The organism is Fodinicola acaciae (assembly GCF_010993745.1).
Lineage (GTDB): Bacteria > Actinomycetota > Actinomycetes > Mycobacteriales > HKI-0501 > Fodinicola > Fodinicola acaciae.
In genome coordinates, this window is sequence record NZ_WOTN01000003.1 from 1305735 (window position 1) to 1325124 (window position 19390).

The following is a 19390-nucleotide window of genomic DNA, read 5'->3' on the forward strand; positions in this document are numbered from 1 at the left end:
ATACACTACTGTATGTACTTCCGTACAGTAGTGTATGGAAGCGTGCCGAAGCAACAGGTGACCAAGGACGACTGGATCCAGGCCGCGCTGACAGCGGTCGCGCGCGGTGGCATAGCGGCCGTACGCGTCGACGTGCTGGCCAAGGACCTCGGCATCACCCGCGGCAGCTTCTACTGGCATTTCGCCGACCGCGAGGCTCTGTTGGTCGCGATGCTGGAGTGGTGGGAACGCGTGCTGACCACCGAAATCATCGAGCGACTGGAGAAGGTCGACTCGCCGCTCGAGCGTTATCACGACATCGTCGCCAACGCGTTTTTCGGCCGGCGCGACCGCAACGGCATCGAGCCGGCGCTCGCCGCCAACGCCGACGACCCAATCGTCGCCCCGTTCCTGCGCCGCGTCACCACGGCTCGGCTGCGCTTTCTTACGCAGCTCTTCGCCGACCTCGGCCTGCCCGAGCCGGCGGCACGGCAACGTGCGCTGGTCACCTACGGCGCCTTCGTCGGCTGGCTGCAACTGCGGCACACCTCGCCTGACACCGTGCCGGAGCTGATGGCCACCGCCACCGAGCCGATGGCCGAGCACCTGACCAGCCTGCTGCTGGCCGACATCGACACTCAGACGACGCGCGCGCCAGGCACCGGACCATAGGCGGTGCGGACCGTACGGCAGACGCCCAGGCCGGACAGGCCGGCGGCGACGCGTACGGCGTGGTCGCCGTCCTCGGCCAGGAAAACACAGGTCGGTCCGGAGCCGGAGACCGCACCGCCGAGCGCGCCGGACTCGACACCGGCGGCGAGCGTGCGGCGCAGCGACGGACGCAGCGAGATCGCGGCCGGTTGCAGGTCGTTGGCGATCACCTTCGCCAGCGGCGTGGCCGCCTCCTCGCGCAACGCGCGCAGCAGCGCGTCGGCGCCGGCCGTACGCGGTGGCGGCCGGTCGGTGCTGCGCAGCCGATCGAGCTCCTTGAAGACGTCCGGCGTCGACAGGCCGCCGTTGGCGATCGCGATGACCCAGTGCCGCTGCGTACGCGCCAACACCGGCGACAACCGCTCGCCGCGGCCGGTGCCGAGAGCGGTGCCGCCGTACAGCGCGAAAGGTACGTCGCTGCCGAGCTCGGCGGCCGTCTCGGCCAGCTCGTCCCGACTCAGGCCACACGCCCACAACGCGTCGCACGCGACCAAGGTGGCGGCGGCATCAGCGCTGCCGCCGGCCATGCCGCCGGCGACCGGGATGCCTTTGCGCATCACGATGCGTACGTTTGGCGACCGGCCGGTGCGCTCGGCCAGCGCGTACACCGCGCGCGCCGCGAGGTTGCTGTCGTCCAACGGCACGTCCTCGGCGCCTTCGCCGTTGACGACCAGCTCGAGCCCCGCAGCCGGCTCGACGACCACCTCGTCGTACAACGAAATCGCCTGATAGACGGTCGTCAGATCGTGATAGCCGTCGTCCCGCGGCAGGCCCACCGCGAGATGCAGGTTGATCTTCGCCGGCACGCGTACGCGCACCGGGCCGGGCGAACCCGGCAACGGTTCCTCACTCATCGCGGGCCTCGTACGCGATGTCGGCGAAGGTCTCCGGCGCCAGCTGCTCACCGCGCGCGGTCGGCGGCACGCCGGCCGCGACCAGGATCCGCTCGGCTCGCTGCGCCGAACCGGCCCAGCCGGCGAGCGCCGATCGCAACTGCTTGCGGCGCTGCGCGAACGCCGCGTCCACAACGGCGAAGACCTCCGCCGCGGTCACGTCGTCGCGCGGTGGCGGCCGCCGCGTGATCGCCACCAGGCCGGAATCCACGTTGGGGACCGGCCAGAACACCGCTCGCGGCACCGCGCCGGCGCGCCGGACGCTGCCATACCAGGCCGCCTTCACGCTCGGCACGCCGTACGTCCGCGACCCCGGCGCCGCCGCGAGCCGGTCCGCCACCTCCGCCTGCACCATAACGAGCACCGTACGCAGACTTGGCTGACGCGCCAGTAGGTGCAGGACGACGGGCACGGCCACGTTGTATGGCAGGTTGGCGACCAGAGCCGTCGGCGCCTCGGCCAGCGTGTCGATCCTCAGCGCGTCGGCGTGCCGCACGGTCAGCCGGCCGGCCGCCTCCGGCAGCCGCTCGGCGACCGTCTTCGGCAGCTGCCCGGCCAGCACCGGGTCGATCTCCACCGCGATGACCTGCGCACACGCCGGCAGCAGCGCCAGCGTCAGCGAGCCGAGGCCGGGGCCGACCTCCAGCACGACGTCGTCGGCGGACAGGTCGGCGGCCTTGACGATCCGGCGGACCGTGTTGGCGTCGTGGACGAAGTTCTGGCCGAGGGTCTTGGTCGGCCGCAGCCCGAGCCGGTCGGCGAGCGCGCGGATGTCCGCCGGACCCAGCAGGCCTACCAAGGCCCGTACACTCGCTCGGCGTTCGCGGCGACCGCGGCGCAGACCTGATCCAGCGGCTCGTTTCGCGCCTCGGCGAGCGCGCGTACGGTCCACGGCAACAGATACGGCTCGTTTGGCCGGCCGCGGTGGGGATGCGGCGTGAGGAACGGCGCGTCGGTCTCGACCAGGATCTGGCTCAGCGGCACCGATTTCGCCGCCTCGCGCAGCTCCGGCGCGTTTTTGAACGTGAGCGGACCCGCGAAAGACAGGAACCAGCCGGCGTCGGCGCACAGCTTCGCCATTTCGGCGTCACCGGAGAAACAGTGGAAGACGACCGTCCCTTGTGGACGCTCGGCGCGCAGCACGTCGAGCACGTCGTCGTGTGCCTCGCGGTCGTGGATCATCACCGGTTTTCCGAGCTTTTCCGCCAATGCGATGTGCCAGGCGAAGGCCGCTTTCTGTACGTCGTGCGGCGGCGCGAAATCCCAGTAGTAGTCCAGGCCGGTCTCGCCGACCGCCCGCACGCGCGGATGCGTGGCGAGTTTTTCCAGCTCCGCCTTGGCGTCGTCGTCGAGGTCGGCCGTGCGCGTCGGGTGCAAAGCGACCGCCGCGTACAGGTCAGGATGCCAGTCGTTGGCGACCCACCGAGCCGAGGCGAGATCGTCGGCGACGGTCACGACTTTCCCGACGCCTACGGCCGCGGCGCGCTCCATCGCACCGCGTACGCCGGCGGAATCGGTGCAACCACAGGCATCCAGGTGCGTGTGCGCGTCGGCCACCGGCACCGGAAGCGGCTCCGGAGCCGGTGGCGCCTCACCGCGCGGCATTTATGCCTTGATCCGCGGGAAAAGTGGCGCACCCTTCTGCACCGGCAGGCCACCGGGATACTGACCCCAGGCCGCTGCCGCCGGCAGTCGTACGTCGGCCGGCGAGCCGGTCAGGCCGATCCGCCGCCACACCTGCTCGGCGGCGTTCGGAATGGCCGGATAGGACAGCACGGCGACAATTCTCAGCGCTTCCAGGGCATCGCCGAGCACCGCGTCGACCTCTGGACCGGGGTCGAGCTTCCACGGCTCGGCCGCCTCCAGCAGCGCGTTGGTCTCGCGGATCAGCCGCCAGGTGTGGTCGAGCGCGATCGACGGCTGCACCGCCTCCCAGGCTTTCGCGGCGTTGGCGTACGACTCGGCCGCGACCGCCGCGAGCGGGCTGTCCGGCCGCGGCGCCGGCCCGACACCGTCGCATTTCTTGCCGACCACAGTGCTGACGCGAGCCAGCAGATTGCCGTAATTGTTGGCCAGATCGGCGTTGTAGCGGCTGACCATCCCCTCGTACGAGAAATCGCCGTCCGGACCGTAGGAGTTGTCCCGCAGGAAGTGATAGCGGAAGCCGTCCACGCCGAAGTCCTCGACCAGGTCGGCCGGCGCGATCTGGTTGAGCGCGGTCTTGCTCATCTTTTCCCCGCCGACCAGCAAAAATCCGTGCACCGAGAGCCGGTGGGGCGGCAGCTCACCGGCGGCCAGCAGCATGGCCGGCCAGTAGACGCAGTGAAACCGCAGGATGTCCTTGCCGAGCAGGTGGTGGACGTGCGGCCACCACTTGCCGAACTTCTCCTCGTCGGTGCCATAGCCGACGGCCGTCGCGTAGTTGATCAGCGCGTCGTACCAGACATAGAAAACCTGGTCGTCGTCCCACGGGATCGGCACGCCCCAGCTGATCGAGGACCGGCTGATCGAGATGTCCTCCAGGCCCTGCTTGATGATGCCCAGTGCCTCGTTGCGCTTGGACTCCGGCTGCACGGCGTCCGGGTTTTCCGCGTACCAGTCCAGCAACGGCTGGGTGAACCGCGACAGCGCGAAAAACCAGTTGTCCTCCTTGAAGAACTCGACCGGCCGGTGGTGGATCGGGCACAGGCCGAGGCCGTTGGGGTCGGGGTTGGGCAGCAGGTCGGCCTCGACGTAGTAGGCCTCGCAGGACACGCAGTAGAGGCCTTCGTAGGTGCCTTTGGTGATGAAGCCGTTTTCCTTGACCTTGGACAGCAACTTCTGCACCGCCGCGTAATGCCGCGGCTCGGTGGTGCGGATGAAGTCGTCGTATGACACCTGCAGCTGCTGCCACGCCTCGCGATAACGCGCGCTCGTGCGGTCGGCCTGCTCCTGCGGCGTGATGCCGTGTGCCTCGGCCGCGCGCTGCATCTTCAGGCCGTGCTCGTCGGTGCCGGTCAGGAACATGACGTCGTCGCCGAGAAGCCGGTGCCAGCGCGCGAGCGCGTCGGCGTTCATCGTCGTGTACGCGTGGCCGATGTGCGGCGCGTCGTTGACGTAGTAGATCGGTGTGGTGACGTAGAACGTGCCGTTCCGCGTCTCCTCGGCGGGTGTGCTCATGCATTCAAGCGTAGTAGTGGCGGCCAGCGTATTTACCTCCGGCGCCACGCCGGAGACGGCAACGTCCACCGATGGCGGCGGCGGTCGTTGTCCAATGGGACGGTGACCGATCGTTCCGATCCTGAGAGCACTGTTCCGCCGGAGGCCCCGACCAGCGGCGGCGGACGGCCGCGGAGCCTGGACGAACTGGCGGCGGCGGTCATGGTCCGGCCAGCGGACCCGCCGTCGCGTACGCGCGCGGCCAAGCCGTACGTGCCGGCCGCACCTGTGTCGGCGCCGGCCGCCGCGCCGGTCTCGTCGGCGCCGGTCTCCGCGCAGCCAGTCTCGTCACAGCCCGTCTCGTCACAACCGGTCTCGTCACAACCGGTCTCGTCACAACCGGTCTCGTCACAACCGGTCTCGTCACAACCGGTCTCGTCACAACCGGTCTCGTCACAACCGGTCTCCGCGGCGCCGGTCTCGTCGCAGCCGGTCTCATCGACACCGGTGTCCTCCGCGCCAGTGTCCGCCGAACCAGCATCAGCCGAACCGGTGTCCTCGGCGCCAGTCTCGTCAGAGCCGGTGCCGGCTCACCCGGAGTCCGAGCCGGGCGCCGCCGAACCTGCCGCGCAAGCACAGTCCGAGGTGACCGAGGCGATCGCGATCGAGCCGGCCGACCAGGACAGCACAGAGTCGACCACAGAGCACACAGAGCCGACCGAACAGCTGTCGACCGCTCGGCGTACCGAACAGACCACCAAGCTCGCGTACGCGGCGCTGTCCGCGCCGGCCGACCGCTATGGCCAGTCCACCTGGCAGGAGCCGCCGGCGCAGGTCCAGGAGCCGGCCGTCGGCCTGCCGATCGGCGAGGACGAGGAGACGCTCAAGGAGCGCCGCCGCCGCAGGCGGCACCTGGAGGACCGCCGCCGTACGTCCGGCCGCCGGCCGCTGGTCGGCCTGGTCGCGCTGATCCTGCTGACGCTGGCCGGCGCCTTCCTCGGCGGCGTGTCCGCCGACCCGTTCTGGCTGAGCATCGGCAAAGGCAGCAGCGGTACGGTCGCGGTCGGCAGCTGCGTGACGCGCGGCGCCGGCACCACCTGCGTCGGATCGTTCCGCGGCCCGTCCTTCTCCGCCCGTGACGTCACCGTCGCCGGCCTGCCGCCGGCGCTGCGCAAAGGTACGCAGCCGGCACGGATGCTGTCGGCGAAGCACGCCTGGGCCTATGCCGGCTCCGACCGCGCGCTGCAGCTGCGCTGGGGCCTCGGCCTGATCGTCACGCTGCTGCTGAGCCTGCTGGCGGCCTGGGCGACCGGCGCGAAATACCTGCGGCCGTTCGGCCGCGGCAAGGTGTTTCTGGCTCGCGCGCTCGCTTTCGCCGGACCGCTCGTCGCGTTTGTGGCGGTCGTTCTCGCCGCGTTGGCCTAGTGTCCCGAGTCAGAAATTCGTCACTTATCTCGGCGCCCAGACGGCGACTGAGCGCACCGGAAAGGCGCCCGAATACGCCCGGTATGAGGGCGCTTTTCCGGCACACTCGGTCACCGCCTGGATCCCCGAGCTAAGCAACGAATTTCAGACTCGGGACACTAGACGATCTATTCCCAGGGCAGTAGCTGATGACGCAGGTGCGGCGGCTCGGCTGCGTAGTACTTGTTTGGCAAGACATCAAATCGGACATCTACTGCAAGGCCGGCAGTCGCAACAGCATTACCTGTCTCAACGGTCACACTGGTCACAGCACCCGCCGGTCGTGCGGCTGCGAAAGCCGTGTTTCTCGCATCTAGCGCGAGCAACTCGACATTCACGCCATCGACGAACCTCACAAGACGGGCATGTAGCGCTACACTGCGATCGAGTCCCACGTAGTGGACTTTCTCGCCACTTACCGGGACACTTGACGCGGCACTAAGGCGTCCAGGGACGCAGGCGTGGCAGCCAGGCTGGTACGGCATGCCGGTAGGTGTCGTAGTCGGCGCCAAACTCACGGCGCAGACGCGGCTCCTCGTAGAAGCGTACGAAGGTGGCGCTGACACACCAGAGGATCGCGGCGTAGGCGACCAGATTCCATTGCGCCAGCAGCAAAGCCTGACCGAGAATGACGGCCAGGATCGCCACGTACATCGGATTGCGGACGAAGCGATAGAAGCCGCCGACGACCAGCCGCTGCGGCGCGGCGACCGGCAGCGGCGTACCGAGGCCTTCGACCACGAAGCGATAGAAGGCGTGCACGACCACCACCACGCCGACGGCGATCAGCAGCACACCGACCACGCGCGCCACGATCCAGCCGGGGAACGGGTCGAGCGTCCGCCAGCCGGTGAGCCACCATGGCACCAGGCCGCCAACCGTCCCGGGCGCCGCCACGAAGAATGCCGCGCTGCCGGCCGCGGCCACCGATTTGCGCATGCGCACCTCCACCGCCCACGGCAAGTATCTCACGGCGTGTTGAATTTAGAAACACCTGTCCCGCGGGGTGGAGAGTGCGGTCCGGCGCGGTCAGCGGCGAGCGATGCCTCGTAGACCTGCCGCTTCGGCACGCCGAGCCGGTCGGCGACCGCGGCGACCGCGTCGCGGCGGGACAGGCCGGCGTCCTGCTCGGCGCGTACGACGGCGGCCAGGTCGTCGTCGGAGGTCGCGGGCGTCGTCGCGGTCGCGCCGCCGATGACCAACGTGATCTCACCGCGTACGCCGTCAGCGGCCCAGGCCGCCAGCTCGCCGAGCGTGCCGCGGCGGACCTCCTCGTAGGTCTTGGTCAGCTCGCGGCAGGCCGCCGCCGGCCGGTCGTCGCCGAGCGCGGCGGCCAGGTCGGTCAGCGAGTCGGCGAGCCGGTGCGGCGCCTCGAACAGCACGATCGTGCGCGGCTCGGCGGCCAGCGCGGCGTACGCCCTGCGGCGGTCGGCCGGCTTGCGCGGCGCGAAGCCCTCGAAGCAGAACCGGTCGGAGGGCAGTCCGCTGACCGCCAGCGCGGTGGTGACCGCGCTCGGGCCCGGCAGCGCGGTGACCTCGACGCCGTCCGCGACCGCGGCCGCCACCAGCCGGTAGCCGGGGTCGGACACGCTCGGCATGCCGCCGTCGGTGATCAGCAGCACCGTCTGGCCGTCGCGCAGGGCCTCGGCCAGCGCCGGCGTGCGTTGCTGTTCGTTGCCTTCGAAGTACGAGACGATCCGGCCCGCGATGGTCACGCCGAGGTCGGCGGCCAGCCGCCGCAGTCTGCGCGTATCCTCCGCCGCGACCACGTCGGCCGCGGCCAGGCCGTCGCGCAGCCGCTTGGACGCGTCCGCGACGTTGCCGAGCGGAGCACCGGCGAGCAGCAACTTTCCCTCGGCCACGGTGCTCAGGCTAGAGCATGTCCGATTGTCACCTCGCTGCGTATCGCCGCAGCTAGACCTACCAGCGACGACACAATCGGAATCCGATTGCGTCGGCCTGAGCGGCGGCCGGCGGCCGGCCCCGTACTCTTGGCCGGGTGGCAGCTACCGCGACCGAGGCCCCCGTCAGTCTGGTCAAGAAGCTGGACGAGGGCAGAGTCCGGCTCACCGACGAGCTGCGCAACCGGCTCTTCCGGCCGCTGCCGGCGGACCGCTGGCTGTCCTGGGCCCTGGCGATTGCCATCACGGTCGTCGGCGGCGTCCTCCGGTTCGCCTTCCTGACCAGGCCGCGCGCCGACGACAAGGCGCAGATCTTCGACGAGATCTATTACGTGCACGACTCGTGGTCGCTGCTGCACCACGGCTACGAGCTGGACAACACCGACACGGTCGGCGCCTTCGTGGCGCATCCGCCGCTGGGCAAGTGGTGCATCGCGGTCGGCGAGGCGATCTTCGGCGAGAACCCGTTCGGCTGGCGGTTCGCCGCCGCGGTCGTCGGCACGCTCGCGATCCTGCTGCTGATCCGGATCGCGCGGCGGATGTTCCGGTCGACGCTGCTGGGCTGCGTGGCCGGCCTGCTGCTCGCGCTCGACGGCCTGGAGCTGGTGCAGAGCCGCGCCGCGCTGCTCGACATCTTCCTGATGTTCTTCCTGCTGGCCGGCTTCGGCTGCCTGGTGCTCGACCGCGACCGGCGAAGGCGTACGACCCTGGAGGCACTGGAAGCCGGCCAGCCGTCGCTGCGCCGGTTGCCCGGCCGCACGATGGCGACCGTGCCGTGGTGGCGCTTCGCCGCCGGCGTCTTCACCGGCCTCGCGCTCGGGGTGAAGTGGAGCGCGGTCTACTTCATCGTCGCGTACGTGCTGCTCGCGCTGTTCTGGGAGATCGGCGTACGAAAGTCGGCCGGCGTACGGCATCCGTGGCGGGACGCGATCCTGGACGAGACCGGCTGGCTGGCCGCCTTCGTCGGCTTCACCCTGCTGGCATATCTGGCGACCTGGACCGGCTGGTTGGTCACCGACGGCGGCTGGGACCGCGACTACTTCGCGTCGCAGCACAACGGCGACACGCTGCCGCCGGTGATCAACGCGCTCTACAACCTCGGCCGCTATCACTTCGAGATGCTCAACTTCCACACGCATCTGGACGCGCCGCACACCTACCAGTCGTGGCCGTGGCAGTGGCTGTTGCTCGGCCGGCCGGTGGCCTACGCGTACTCCTCGCACGGCGTCTGCGGTGGCCCGGACGTGAAGTGCTCGGCGGAGACGCTGGCGCTCGGTACGCCGACGATCTGGTGGCTGTTCATCCCCGCGCTGATCGCCGTGCTGTGGCAGTGGATCAGCAAGCGCGACTGGCGCTCGGCGGCGGCGATCGCCGGTGTGGCGGCCGGCATCGTGCCGTGGTTCGCGTTCCCGGACCGCACGATGTTCTTCTTCTACGCGCTGCCGGCGCTGCCGTTCCTCGTACTCGCGCTGACACAGTCGCTCGGCCTGGTCCTCGGCGACGAGCAGGCGACGCGCGAGCGGCGGGTCACCGGCGCGGTCCTGGTCGGCGTCTACATGGTCATCGTCGCGGTGACCTTCGGGTACTTCTGGCCGATCTGGACGTCCGAGGTCATCCCGTACACCCAGTGGCGCGCCAGGATGTGGCTCGACTCCTGGATCTAGTTGTACGCGAACTGCTCCAGCTCGGTGTCCAGCCGGTTGAGCTCGGCGTGGTCGATCAGGCCGAGCGCGGCGTCCAGCTCCTGGGTCAGCCGCTCCGGCTCGGTCACCACGCCGCCGAGCTGTACGGTGCGGCCGCCGGTCTCCACCAGCAGCATCGGGAACGAGTCGGCGCCGAGCTGGCGGGCCAGCTGGAAGTCGGCCATCGCGGCCTTCCACGACCGCTCGGAGTGCAGGTCCTCGACGATCGCGGCCGGGTCGAGGCCGGCGTCCAGCGCGATCTTGATGTAGGTCTCGGTGTCGGACAGGCTGCGGCCGTTGCGATAGAAGGCGATCTGCATCGCGTACGCCAGCTTGAGCGCGTTGGCCGGCGCCGCCTCGCGCAGCGCGGCGAACCCGCGCGCGGCCGCCTCGGAGTCCATCACGAACCGGCCGCCGGCCAACAGCCGCTGGTAGGGCTGACCGAACTGCGCGCCGGTCAGCTGGCTGATCCGCTGGTTGGTGCTGGCGAGATGGCCGAAGGCCGCCACCGGCACGCGCGAGTCGCCGGTCAGCAGGCCACCGCTGACCACACGCAGCTCGACGCGGTGGCCGTTGGTTTGCATGAACCGGTTGACCGACGGCGAGAACGCGTAAGACCAACCGCAGTAGGCATCGAACACGTAGGTGACCCGGGGTAGCGGCACGCCCGCTCCTTTACAAATCTGCGGCTCGGGGTGGGACCCGCAGCCGCCGCCGGGTGACCGAACCCTGCGACGCTGCAGGCCGATGAATCTACGCGAAGCGGCGGCCGGATGGTGTAACGATCGCGCGCGTCCCATTATGTGAGACGCTTCTAGATCAATTCAGACGAGGTCGGAGCGATCCGCCTCGCCGGCTGCCGGCGACAAGTTGGACGTAAGGAGCCGACCGTACATTTCACTCAACGCCGTCGCCACCCGGCTGGTCGGCGCCGGGCCGAATCCAGCCGGCGCGTACGCCGTCGGCGATCATGCTGTGCACGGCGTCCCACAGCTGCCGCGAGCCGTCCTTGATCGGCGAGACGCGCGCGCGGATCACGTCGGCGGTGACGCCGGGCCACTGCCAGGTGCCGCCCTTGGCCATCCAGTTGAGCAGGATCGGCTCCAGCCGGTCCATCGCCTTGGCAAACCTGGCCTCCGGCGTACGCCGTGCCTCGAACTCGTCCCACAGCGCGCGGATCCACTGCGCCTGGTCGGCCGGCAGCATCCGGAACAGCCGGTCGGCGGCGGCCTGCTCGCGCTCCTCCTGGTCGACCGCCGCGGCGGTGTCGTAGAGCGGCGTGTCGCCGGCGTAGATCTCCACCAGGTCGTGGATGACCACCAGCCGGATGGTGTGGCCGATGTCGATCCGCTCGTCGGCGTAGTCCGACAGCAGCATCACCATCAGCGCGAGGTGCCACGAGTGCTCAGCGTCGTTCTCCCGCCGGTCGGCGGCCACCAGCGGCGACGCGCGCAGGACCGTCTTGAGCCGGTCGACCTCGACCAGGAACGAGAGCTGTTCGGTGAGCCGCTTGGACAGCGCCGCCGGCAGCGGGTTCTGGTCGACCAGTTGGGGTTCCTCGGATGTCACCCGGCCATCGTCGCATCCGGCCGGACACGCATCCCGGATGGACAGGCGTTCGCCTGGTCGTACGTAGATAATTCCTGGCAGACAACGCAGTCAAGGCACGGGAGCAGCGCCGATGGTCAACCTCCAGCACCCCAACCGGCCGCTCGCGCCGAAGCTGCGGGTGGCCAGCCGGCTCGACTGGACGATGCTGGCACTCGCGGTGTTCTCCGTGCTGCTGCTGGGATATGTCACGTTCTTTCCGCATTCGGAGACCACCGCACACGTGGTCTTCGTGATCGACACGTGCGTCTGCGGTGTGTTCGCTGTCGAGTTCTGCTGGCGGTGGCGCAAGGAGCGCTGGCAGCGGTCGTTTCCGTTGCGGCACTGGTACGAGATCCTCGGCATGATCCCGATCGCGCATCCGGCGCTGCGCAGCTTCCGGCTGATCCGGATCGTCGTCGTGCTGATCCGGCTGGCCCGCGCCGCCGACCGCGCGTTCGGCGAGGAGTTCACCTACCGGCTGGTCGAGCGGATGTCCCGGCCGATCGTGCTGGCGATCAAGAAACCGATCACCGTCGCGGTGCTGGACGAGGTGGTCAAGGTGGTGGAGACCGGCAACTACCCGCAGAACCTGGCCCGGTCGCTGGACGAGAACCGCGAGGAGCTGCGCGCGATCGTCACCGAGAAGGTCCGCGAGGACCGGCAGGCCGGCATGTTCCGCCGGCTGCCGTTCCACGACGACGTCGTCGAGTCCATTGTGGACACCGCGATGCGGGTGATCCTGGAGGTGCTCACCGACCCGCGGATCGACGCGTTTTTCGCGCACGTCGTACGAGAAAACCGGATGCAGATCCGGCGGGCCGTGCAGCTCGGCCTGAGCGAGCAACCACACGACGACGCGATCGAACAGCTGCCGGTCACTCCGGAGAAAGTGTCCGCGCGCTAGAGATCCACCAGCTTCTCGAACAGGAACTCGTGTTTGAGAAAGGAAACGTCGTGTTCGTGGCCGGGATACGGCGGGATCAGCGGCGACATCTGCAGCAGCCGCCAGCCGTCCTGGAGCGCCGCGACTCCGGTCTGGTACGGCGGCTCGTCGCTGTCGCCGGTCGTCGGCTTGGTCCGGCCGGTGCCGTCGTAACCAGACCAGCCGACGACATCCGCGTCAAGCGCCGAGGTGGCCAAATAGAGCACCAATATTTGTTGTCGCTGCACGAAAACTCCTAGCGGCTGGCGAGGGACACGCGCTGCGGGCGGTTGGTCACGCGCGTCACCCAGAAGTCGATGTCGAAGGTGTCGTCGCCGGTCAGCGCCCGCCACAGCAGGATGCGGTTGTAGACCTCCAGCCGCCCGGTCGCGTGCTCGTACCACGGAAAACGCGTGCCGAGCAGGGCGACGACGGCCGGGTCGGCCAGATCATCGGTGTTCCACAGCCGCACCTGTCGTACGGTCGGGTTGAACCGGATCTTGTACATGTAGCGCTCGATGTCGCTGTCGTTGCGCCGGCCGCCGTGCCAGATCCCGTGGTGCAGCAACACGACCGTACCGGCCGGGCAGGTCAGCCGGGTCTGGCCGCGCAGGTTCTGGTAGCGGCCGGTGTCCGACTCGTTGCTGCGGCGCAGGTGGCTGCCCGGGACGCTGAGCGTGCCGCCCATGTCGGCAGTCACCTCCTGCGGGTAATACATGAGCTGCACGTCGAAGGCGTCCGTACGCGCGTCGATGATCGCGTCGGCGTGCAGCGGCTGCGCACTGCCACCGCGCGGCTCGCGGATGTGCACATGGTGATGGTCGATCGTCGGCTCCGGCCCGACCAGGCTGTGCAGTGCGCCGGCGATCGCCGGAATGTCGAGCAACTGTCGGGTAAAACTGCCGGCCGGAAATGCCTCGTCGACCGTGCTGCCGTACGGCACGTCCGGCATTCCGTTCGTGAAAACGCCGATCGCCCGCGCGTTGAGCTCGTTGGGGACGACGGCATCCATCCGCAGTGCGCCATGCGACACGAACTCCGCCATCTGGACGGAGGTCAGCAGCTGCTGTCGGTCGACCATCGAGCCTCCTCAACTGGTCCGCATACGTTCACGCTAATCGCGCGGTTGGCTCTGTTTCGTGGGTCTGGCTCACCAGTGCTGGTAAATTCTCACCATAGTGCCGCTCGACCACCCGCCGGTCGTGGTGAACATCGGGGTCGGCCGGCATGGCGTCACCAGCCGCACCGACACGTTCCTGCTGCCGGACCTGTGGTCGCTGCACCTCTACTCGTACGTGGCCGACCTGACCGTCGAGGGCGTCCGGTACGCGATCCGGCCCGGGACGGTGAGCCTGGTGCCGCCCGGTGCGCAGACGCACTATCGCTATCGCGGACCCTCCGAGCACCTGTACGCGCACCTGCGACTGGTCGAGGCCGGCGAGCGGCAGGCCGTGCCGGTCGCGCAGGACGCCGGGGCCGAGACGCCGGCGCTGACCGCCCACCTCCACGAGGCGCTGGCCGCGTCGACACAGGCGCCGCCGCGCGCGGTCGCAGAGGTGTGGTCGGCACTCTGGCGCGTCGCGCGCCTGCGCACCGGCTCTGTCGAGCCGGGACACTCGGCGGTGGCACGCGCGATGGCACTCATCGAGGCGCGGCTGGTCGGTCACCTGACCGTCGCCGGTCTGGCGCGTACGATCGGCATCTCGCACAACCACCTGACCCGGCTTTTCCGTGCGGAGACTGGACAAACGGTCGTCGCGTACGTCCGGCGGCGGCGGTTGGAACGCGCGCGTCACCTGCTGCGCGAGACCACGATGTCGATCCCGGCGATCGCCGCGTCGGTCGGCATCGCCGACCTGCAGGCCTTCAACAAGGCATGCCGCCGCGAGTTCGGCACGTCGCCGCGCAGCCTCCGGTCCTCCTGACGCCATTTCCGTGCGGTCACCTCTTATGTTAAAGTCATTCACATTGTGAATGGCGCTAACATCTGGAGGCAGCGGTGACCAGGCGTCGGCTCGGCCGGACCGACATCGAGATCTCGCCGATCGGCATCGGCACCATGCAGATGTCCAACCGCGGCGTGGTGACCACCGCCTTCCCCGGCGTCAGCGCCGACACGCAGGCGGCGGTCGTACGCGCGGCGCTGGACGGCGGGGTCAACTGGTTCGACACGGCGGAGATGTACGGACGCGGCCAGTCCGAGCGCAACCTGACGAAAGCGTTGCGCGCCAACGACATCGAGCCGGGTGGCGTCGTCGTCGCGACGAAATGGGCCCCGCTCGGCCGTACGGCCGGCAACATCCGCACGTCCATCGACCAGCGACTCGCCGCTCTGAGCGGATTTCCGGTCGACCTCTATCAAATCCATCATCCATGGGGAAGTTTCTCTTCGCTGGCGGCACAAATACGCGCGATGGCCGAGCTGGCGAAGGCCGGCAGGATCCGGTCGGTCGGCGTCAGCAACTTCTCCGCCGCCCAGATGACCGAGGCCAGCGCGATCCTCGACTCGTACGGCCTCAGACTGGCGTCCAACCAGGTGCAGATCAGTGCGCTGCACCGGAAGATCGAGACCGACGGCGTGCTGGCGGCGGCGAAACGGCTCGGCGTCACGCTGATCGCGTACAGCCCGCTGGCCACCGGCATCCTCACCGGCCGCTTCCACGACGATCCCAAGGCCCTGCGGTCGATCAAGCTGGCGCGAAGGCTGGCCGGCGGCTATGGCAAGCGTGTCGGCCAGGCCGCGCCACTGGTCGAGGAGCTGCGTAAGGTCGCGACGGCGCACGGCGTCTCGGTGTCGCAGGTCGCGCTCGCGTGGCTGGTGACCTACTACGGCGACACCGTCGTCGCCATCCCCGGCGCGTCGAAGCCGTCGCAGGCCGAGCAGAGCGCCGGCGCGATGGCCGTCGAGCTGACCAGCGCCGAGCTGGCCGGCATCGCCGAGGCATCTCGACGGAGTGGAGCCCTAGGCTGAGGCGTGTGAAACGGCCTCGATATCACCATGGCGACCTCGCGGCGGCTTTGGTCGACACGGCCGTCGAGCTGATCGCCGAGCGCGGAGTGGCCGGCTTCTCGATGGCCGAGGCGAGCCGCCGGCTCGGCGTCACCGTCGCCGCGCCATATCGGCATTTCGCCGACCGCGACGCGCTGCTGACCGCGGTGGCGGTAAAAGGCGCCGGCGCTCTCACGGCGGCGGTCGCAGCGGAGACCGGCGAGCTGGCCACGCCGGCGGAGCGGCTGGTCGGCGCCGCCGCCGCGTACGTACGGTTCGCCGCCACCAACAAACCGCTGTTCCAGGCGCTGTTCGCCGCCGGCCTGGACAAGCGCGACCGTCCGGACTTCGACGAGGCGACCGCGACGCTGGCCGACACGCTCTTCCAGGCCGCCGACACGCTCACCGGCGGCGGCTCCCACAGCGGCAAGCCACTTACGCTCGCGATCCTCGCGACCTACCACGGACACGCGACTCTCCTGCTCGACGGCGCTTTCGGCCACGGCGAGACCGCCGTCACCGAGGCCGTCGGCCACGCGCAAGCCGCCACGCGCGCACTCATCGCCGGCCGAGACGCACTCCGCACTCCGTAACCGGAGCCGCTGTTGTCCAACGGTACGCGTAGACATATAGTGAAGTTGCTTCACAATGAAGCGAGCACTTCACATCTGAGGAGGGGACCATGGCATCGGACCAGGTCTTGATGGGGGCCCTGATAGCTGGCGGCATCGCACTGGGCGGCGGCGCGATCGGTGCGGCGATCGGCGACGGACTGGTCGGCTCGGCGATGGTGAACAGCCTGGCCCGGCAGCCGGAGTCGCGCGGCCGGACGTTCCCGGTCTTCGCGTTGACCCTCGGCGTCGTCGAGGCAGCGTATTTCATCAACCTCGCCTTCATGGTCGTGTTCGTCTTCACGATCGGCAAACCGTTCGGCTAGCGCACGCCGAAACAGGCCGTCTTTCGGTGGAACGTGGCAGCTTTTCGAGGCCCCGGCCGGCGCAGCGGCTGGCAGCATGTCGGCGTGACGATCACCCCGGACACCAAGGACTGGACCTGGATCCTCGAGCGACGCTGTCCAGAATGCGGTTACCTGAGCCAAAACGTCGACCGTGACCGGGTCGGCGACCTGCTCCGCGCCACCACCGCGCACTGGCCGGCGACACTGAGCGAGCCGACCGCGCGCGAGCGGCCGCGACCAGACAAGTGGTCGGTGCTGGAATACGGCTGTCACGTACGCGATGTCGGCCGGCTGTTCCGGCAGCGGCTGGACCTGATGCTCACCGAGGACGATCCGGCCTTCGCCAACTGGAACCAGGACGAGACCGCGATCGAGGACGCGTACGACCAACAGGATCCGGCGGTCGTGGCCGATGAGCTGACCGAAGCCATCGAGGCTTTGGCTTCGGACTTCGACAAAGTCACCGAATGGGACCGCACCGGGCGGCGCAGCGACGGCGCGCGGTTCACCGTCGACACGTTCGCGCGCTATTTGTTGCATGACGTCGTCCATCACCGCTACGACGTCACCGGGCAGCCAGCTTAGGGTCGTACGATCCCTTTTCGCGGATCACCGGCCGGCACCGGCGAGGTGATGTGCAGCGTCGCCGGTTTGGCCATCTTGCCCTCCAGCAACGCGTTCATCTCGACCAGCACCGGGCCGCCGCCGTGCGCGCGCAGCGCCTCCTGGCTGGTCCATTGTTCGACGAACACGAAGTTGTCGGCGTTTTCCTGCAGCGAATACAGTTCGCAGCCGTCCTCCTGGTGCACCTTCGGGATGAGCGACACGAGTGCGTCGCGCACCTCGTCGCGGTGCTCGGCTTTCGGATGCAGGATCGCAACGACGACGACAGCCATATTAGTCCTTTTGGTAGTAGCCAACGGCAAACTCGGCGATTTTCGGTGGCATCTGCGGCGTCGCGAGCACCAGCAGGGCGAGCGTGTCGGCGATGGTCACCGGCCGCCGACAGCCGGCCTCCACCGCGGCCAAGAACCGCGCCGCCACCACGTGGGCCACGTCCGTACGCGCCGGCGGCTCGACCCACGCGGTGGCGACCATCGCCAGCAGCGCCGCCTCGCTGACCCAGTCCTCCGGCCCGAATGCCAGCTCGAACAACACTTTTCGGCGCGTCGACGACCGCCACGGCTCGTCCGGCAGGTGATGCGCGATGCCGAGGCACGCGGCGACCTGGATCGCGCGCAGCCACCGCGGCCAGTCGGTCTTGTCCTCCGGAGCCGGCGGATGCACCATGACGCCGAGCAAATCCGGCAGCGGGAGGCCGGCGAGGCGTACGGCATCGTCGAACAGCTGCGGCAGGTGCCGCCACTGGCTGGTGGCCAGGTCGCGTACGGCGGCGGCCGACTCTGGCGCGGGCGGCGCCACCGCGGGCTCGCCATCGGGCGTCCAGACCAGCGTTTTCGGCTCGTCCTCGTCGAAAACGTCCGGCACCGGCAGCCACGCGTCCGGCTCCGGCCGGTCGGTCACCTCGATCGACGAGCCGGGCGCCACGCTGCTGAAGGCAAGGAACGCGCTCGGCGGCTCCGGCGCGGTGACGGTGCACGACACCGCACCGGAATTTTCCGGCAGCTGCGCCAAAAGGTTGAGGATCGACTCGTACGTCCGCGGAATCTCGCTGAGCCAGTAACGCGAGCCGGACGTCCGCGCGAGGACGCCCTCGGCGTAACCGTTGTCCGGATGCTCACGCAGATAGTCGGCCAGCGCGACCAGGTGCGCGATGTCGTTGTCCCGCCGGAACCGCATGCCGCAGGCGGTCGGAAACGCGCCTTCCTCCCGCGGATCGCGCTCCAACGCACGCTCGACCCAGGCGAGGCCTTCGTCGTGCCGGCCGTTGTTGTCCAGCAACTCGCCGAGGTCGGTGAAGACCGCGAGGTTGCCGGGGTCGAAGTCCAGTGCACGGATCCAGGCACGCTCGGTGTCCTCGATCCGGCCCTGCGACCGGTACGCGTATCCCAACGCCAGCGCGGCGGGAAACGACGGCTGGATGTCCATCGAACGCTGCGCCAGATCGGCGGCTCGCTCGGGATCGCCCATCCTGCGTACGAAAATCGACGCGCTGGCCAGCAATCCGGCAGCCGTCGGAAAAGCGGCGATCGCGTTCTCCAGAAAGTCGGCGTACGGTGCGAACATCGTTCGCTGATCCTCGGCCACCGGATCGGCCATCACGCCGTACAACTGGTTGAGCAGTTGGACCACGTCGTCCGGTGACAGCCGCGCCGGCAGCGCCGCGTCGCGTACCCAGGGCACGTCGGCCCACGCCGAACGCGGCTCGGCGCATTGCGCGGAAACCAGCCACTCCAACGCCTCGGCCTCCTCGCCGCGCGCGGCCAGCAGGTGAGCGCGGGCCACCGCCTCGCCGAGAAACACCGGCGGCTCCATCGAGAACAGCTCCGGGTCGACGAGCGTGGCGAGCAGCTCATGCACCTCCGGCAACGCCGGTGAGCACACCAGCGCGCGAGCGACGTGCTCCGCGGCGTGCCACCGGTCGCCCTCGTCCAGCGCGATCCGCGCCAGGCTCAGCTCACCTTCGGCTTCCAGGGTCGGATCGGCGACGCCTTCGGTGTCGGTCATGCCGGGTCAGGCGACCGTCAGGTCGACGGTGATGTTGCCGCGGGTGGCGCGAGAGTACGGGCAGACCTCGTGCGCCGCCTCGGTGAGCTGCTTGGCCTGCTCGGGATCGACCCCTGGCAGCTTCACGACCAGCGTCACGGCCAGCCCGAAAGCCGGCCCGTCCGGACCGATGCCGACCCGCGCGGTCACCTCCGAGCCGTCGACGTTTGCCTTGGCGCGCCGCGCGACCAGCCGCAGCGCGCTGTGGAAACAGGCCGCGTAACCGGCCGAGAACAGCTGCTCCGGGTTGGTCCCCTCCCCCGACCCACCCATTTCCGGCGGCATCGCCAGGTCGAGGTCGAGCCGCCGGTCCGACGACGTGACGTGACCGTTGCGGCCGTCGCCGCTGGACACCGACTCGGCGGTGTAGAGGATCTTCTCCGGCATGCTCGTCCTTCCGGTCCGGTGGTCTCGAGGCGAGCGTCGACCAACTTACCGGCAGATGCAACCGCACTCGGCTCGTCCCGGGTCAACCGCGATGAGACCGCACCGAGGA

22 protein-coding genes are annotated in these 19390 nt (G+C 69.2%); 9 read left to right on the forward strand and 13 right to left on the reverse strand.

Annotation, left to right across the window (positions count from 1 at the left end; genetic code table 11):
* Positions 1 to 42 precede the first annotated feature (42 nt).
* Complete coding sequence (locus GNX95_RS32325) at positions 43 to 651, forward strand: TetR/AcrR family transcriptional regulator (protein WP_163511453.1); 609 nt, start codon at positions 43 to 45, stop codon at positions 649 to 651.
* Here the strand turns inward: GNX95_RS32325 and GNX95_RS32330 are convergent.
* Genes GNX95_RS32330 through metG form a run of 4 tightly spaced genes read right to left on the reverse strand, consistent with a single transcriptional unit; the run spans position 618 to position 4742 of the window.
* Positions 618 to 1544, reverse strand: coding sequence for a 4-(cytidine 5'-diphospho)-2-C-methyl-D-erythritol kinase (locus GNX95_RS32330; RefSeq protein WP_163511454.1), 927 nt, complete (start codon positions 1542 to 1544; stop codon positions 618 to 620). The two genes, GNX95_RS32325 and GNX95_RS32330, sit on opposite strands and share 34 nt — an antisense overlap.
* Positions 1537 to 2424, reverse strand: a complete 888-nt coding sequence (gene rsmA / locus GNX95_RS32335; RefSeq protein ID WP_425483932.1) for a 16S rRNA (adenine(1518)-N(6)/adenine(1519)-N(6))-dimethyltransferase RsmA — start codon at positions 2422 to 2424, stop codon at positions 1537 to 1539. The genes GNX95_RS32330 and rsmA overlap by 8 nt, the downstream gene beginning before the upstream one ends.
* Positions 2376 to 3188: a TatD family hydrolase gene (locus GNX95_RS32340; RefSeq protein ID WP_163511456.1), complete on the reverse strand. Its 813-nt coding sequence runs from the start codon at positions 3186 to 3188 to the stop codon at positions 2376 to 2378. The genes rsmA and GNX95_RS32340 overlap by 49 nt, the downstream gene beginning before the upstream one ends.
* Positions 3189 to 4742 carry a methionine--tRNA ligase gene (gene metG, locus GNX95_RS32345; protein WP_163511457.1) on the reverse strand — a complete coding sequence of 518 codons (1554 nt, stop codon included), beginning with the start codon at positions 4740 to 4742 and terminating at the stop codon, positions 3189 to 3191.
* Positions 4743 to 4844: 102 nt separating this feature from the next.
* Between metG and GNX95_RS42750 the strand changes: the two genes are divergently transcribed.
* Positions 4845 to 6146, forward strand: coding sequence for a hypothetical protein (locus GNX95_RS42750; protein WP_222854085.1), 1302 nt, complete (start codon positions 4845 to 4847; stop codon positions 6144 to 6146).
* 477 nt (positions 6147 to 6623) lie between these two features.
* Here the strand turns inward: GNX95_RS42750 and GNX95_RS32355 are convergent, their stop codons facing one another.
* On the reverse strand, positions 6624 to 7124 hold the full coding sequence (locus tag GNX95_RS32355) for a methyltransferase family protein (protein ID WP_163511458.1): 501 nt from the start codon (positions 7122 to 7124) through the stop codon (positions 6624 to 6626).
* Between the two features lie 29 nt (positions 7125 to 7153).
* Positions 7154 to 8047: a 16S rRNA (cytidine(1402)-2'-O)-methyltransferase gene (gene rsmI, locus GNX95_RS32360; protein ID WP_246281832.1), complete on the reverse strand. Its 894-nt coding sequence runs from the start codon at positions 8045 to 8047 to the stop codon at positions 7154 to 7156.
* A gap of 137 nt (positions 8048 to 8184) precedes the next feature.
* Here rsmI and GNX95_RS32365 point away from each other — a divergent pair, with 137 nt between their 5' ends.
* The gene (locus tag GNX95_RS32365) at positions 8185 to 9750 is read left to right on the forward strand and encodes a dolichyl-phosphate-mannose--protein mannosyltransferase (RefSeq protein ID WP_163511459.1); all 1566 of its coding nucleotides are present in this window, start codon (positions 8185 to 8187) and stop codon (positions 9748 to 9750) included.
* On the opposite strand, the gene GNX95_RS32370 is transcribed toward GNX95_RS32365, so the two are convergent.
* Together GNX95_RS32370 and GNX95_RS32375 are read right to left on the reverse strand one after the other, a co-directional pair.
* On the reverse strand, positions 9747 to 10433 hold the full coding sequence (locus GNX95_RS32370; protein WP_163511460.1) for a DsbA family protein: 687 nt from the start codon (positions 10431 to 10433) through the stop codon (positions 9747 to 9749). The genes GNX95_RS32365 and GNX95_RS32370 overlap by 4 nt on opposite strands.
* 232 nt (positions 10434 to 10665) lie before the next feature.
* Positions 10666 to 11337, reverse strand: coding sequence for an HD domain-containing protein (locus GNX95_RS32375; RefSeq protein WP_163511461.1), 672 nt, complete (start codon positions 11335 to 11337; stop codon positions 10666 to 10668).
* A gap of 112 nt (positions 11338 to 11449) precedes the next feature.
* Between GNX95_RS32375 and GNX95_RS32380 the strand changes: the two genes are divergently transcribed.
* Complete coding sequence (locus GNX95_RS32380; RefSeq protein WP_163511462.1) at positions 11450 to 12262, forward strand: ion transporter; 813 nt, start codon at positions 11450 to 11452, stop codon at positions 12260 to 12262.
* Here the strand turns inward: GNX95_RS32380 and GNX95_RS32385 are convergent.
* Together GNX95_RS32385 and GNX95_RS32390 are read right to left on the reverse strand one after the other, a co-directional pair.
* A complete protein-coding gene (locus tag GNX95_RS32385; protein ID WP_163511463.1) occupies positions 12259 to 12528 on the reverse strand; it encodes a hypothetical protein in 270 nt (89 codons plus the stop codon). The two genes, GNX95_RS32380 and GNX95_RS32385, sit on opposite strands and share 4 nt — an antisense overlap.
* Before the next feature lie 8 nt (positions 12529 to 12536).
* Positions 12537 to 13361 (reverse strand): phytanoyl-CoA dioxygenase family protein, encoded by an 825-nt coding sequence (locus GNX95_RS32390; RefSeq protein WP_187369731.1) that lies wholly within the window; start codon positions 13359 to 13361, stop codon positions 12537 to 12539.
* Positions 13362 to 13458: 97 nt separating this feature from the next.
* Here GNX95_RS32390 and GNX95_RS32395 point away from each other — a divergent pair, with 97 nt between their 5' ends.
* From GNX95_RS32395 to GNX95_RS32415, 5 genes are all read left to right on the forward strand, one after another.
* Positions 13459 to 14205 (forward strand): AraC family transcriptional regulator, encoded by a 747-nt coding sequence (locus GNX95_RS32395; RefSeq protein ID WP_222854086.1) that lies wholly within the window; start codon positions 13459 to 13461, stop codon positions 14203 to 14205.
* 74 nt (positions 14206 to 14279) lie between these two features.
* A complete protein-coding gene (locus tag GNX95_RS32400; protein ID WP_163511464.1) occupies positions 14280 to 15251 on the forward strand; it encodes an aldo/keto reductase in 972 nt (323 codons plus the stop codon).
* 5 nt (positions 15252 to 15256) lie between these two features.
* Complete coding sequence (locus tag GNX95_RS32405; RefSeq protein WP_163511465.1) at positions 15257 to 15862, forward strand: TetR/AcrR family transcriptional regulator; 606 nt, start codon at positions 15257 to 15259, stop codon at positions 15860 to 15862.
* Positions 15863 to 15951: 89 nt separating this feature from the next.
* Entirely contained in the window at positions 15952 to 16206 is a 255-nt protein-coding gene (locus tag GNX95_RS32410) for an ATP synthase subunit c family protein (protein WP_163511466.1), read from the forward strand.
* A gap of 33 nt (positions 16207 to 16239) precedes the next feature.
* A complete protein-coding gene (locus tag GNX95_RS32415) occupies positions 16240 to 16812 on the forward strand; it encodes a DinB family protein (protein WP_246281833.1) in 573 nt (190 codons plus the stop codon).
* Here GNX95_RS32415 and GNX95_RS32420 read toward each other — a convergent pair.
* Genes GNX95_RS32420 through GNX95_RS32430 form a run of 3 tightly spaced genes read right to left on the reverse strand, consistent with a single transcriptional unit; the run spans position 16809 to position 19281 of the window.
* The gene (locus tag GNX95_RS32420) at positions 16809 to 17123 is read right to left on the reverse strand and encodes a putative quinol monooxygenase (RefSeq protein ID WP_163511467.1); all 315 of its coding nucleotides are present in this window, start codon (positions 17121 to 17123) and stop codon (positions 16809 to 16811) included. The genes GNX95_RS32415 and GNX95_RS32420 overlap by 4 nt on opposite strands.
* Position 17124: 1 nt before the next feature.
* Positions 17125 to 18855 carry a tetratricopeptide repeat protein gene (locus GNX95_RS32425; RefSeq protein WP_163511468.1) on the reverse strand — a complete coding sequence of 577 codons (1731 nt, stop codon included), beginning with the start codon at positions 18853 to 18855 and terminating at the stop codon, positions 17125 to 17127.
* Positions 18856 to 18861: 6 nt separating this feature from the next.
* Positions 18862 to 19281 (reverse strand): organic hydroperoxide resistance protein, encoded by a 420-nt coding sequence (locus GNX95_RS32430; protein ID WP_163511469.1) that lies wholly within the window; start codon positions 19279 to 19281, stop codon positions 18862 to 18864.
* Between the last annotated feature and the right edge of the window lie 109 nt (positions 19282 to 19390).

Bases quoted from the DNA above. Each gene is read 5' to 3' on its own strand.
- metG (WP_163511457.1), bottom strand. From the start codon at position 4,742: ATGAGCACACCCGCCGAGGAGACGCGGAACGGCACGTTCTACGTCACC.
- GNX95_RS32410 (WP_163511466.1), top strand. From the start codon at position 15,952: ATGGCATCGGACCAGGTCTTGATGGGGGCCCTGATAGCTGGCGGCATC.
- GNX95_RS32340 (WP_163511456.1), bottom strand. From the start codon at position 3,188: ATGCCGCGCGGTGAGGCGCCACCGGCTCCGGAGCCGCTTCCGGTGCCG.
- GNX95_RS32390 (WP_187369731.1), bottom strand. From the start codon at position 13,361: ATGGTCGACCGACAGCAGCTGCTGACCTCCGTCCAGATGGCGGAGTTC.
- GNX95_RS32420 (WP_163511467.1), bottom strand. From the start codon at position 17,123: ATGGCTGTCGTCGTCGTTGCGATCCTGCATCCGAAAGCCGAGCACCGC.
- GNX95_RS32355 (WP_163511458.1), bottom strand. From the start codon at position 7,124: ATGCGCAAATCGGTGGCCGCGGCCGGCAGCGCGGCATTCTTCGTGGCG.
- GNX95_RS32330 (WP_163511454.1), bottom strand. From the start codon at position 1,544: ATGAGTGAGGAACCGTTGCCGGGTTCGCCCGGCCCGGTGCGCGTACGC.
- GNX95_RS32430 (WP_163511469.1), bottom strand. From the start codon at position 19,281: ATGCCGGAGAAGATCCTCTACACCGCCGAGTCGGTGTCCAGCGGCGAC.
- GNX95_RS32380 (WP_163511462.1), top strand. From the start codon at position 11,450: ATGGTCAACCTCCAGCACCCCAACCGGCCGCTCGCGCCGAAGCTGCGG.
- GNX95_RS32425 (WP_163511468.1), bottom strand. From the start codon at position 18,855: ATGACCGACACCGAAGGCGTCGCCGATCCGACCCTGGAAGCCGAAGGT.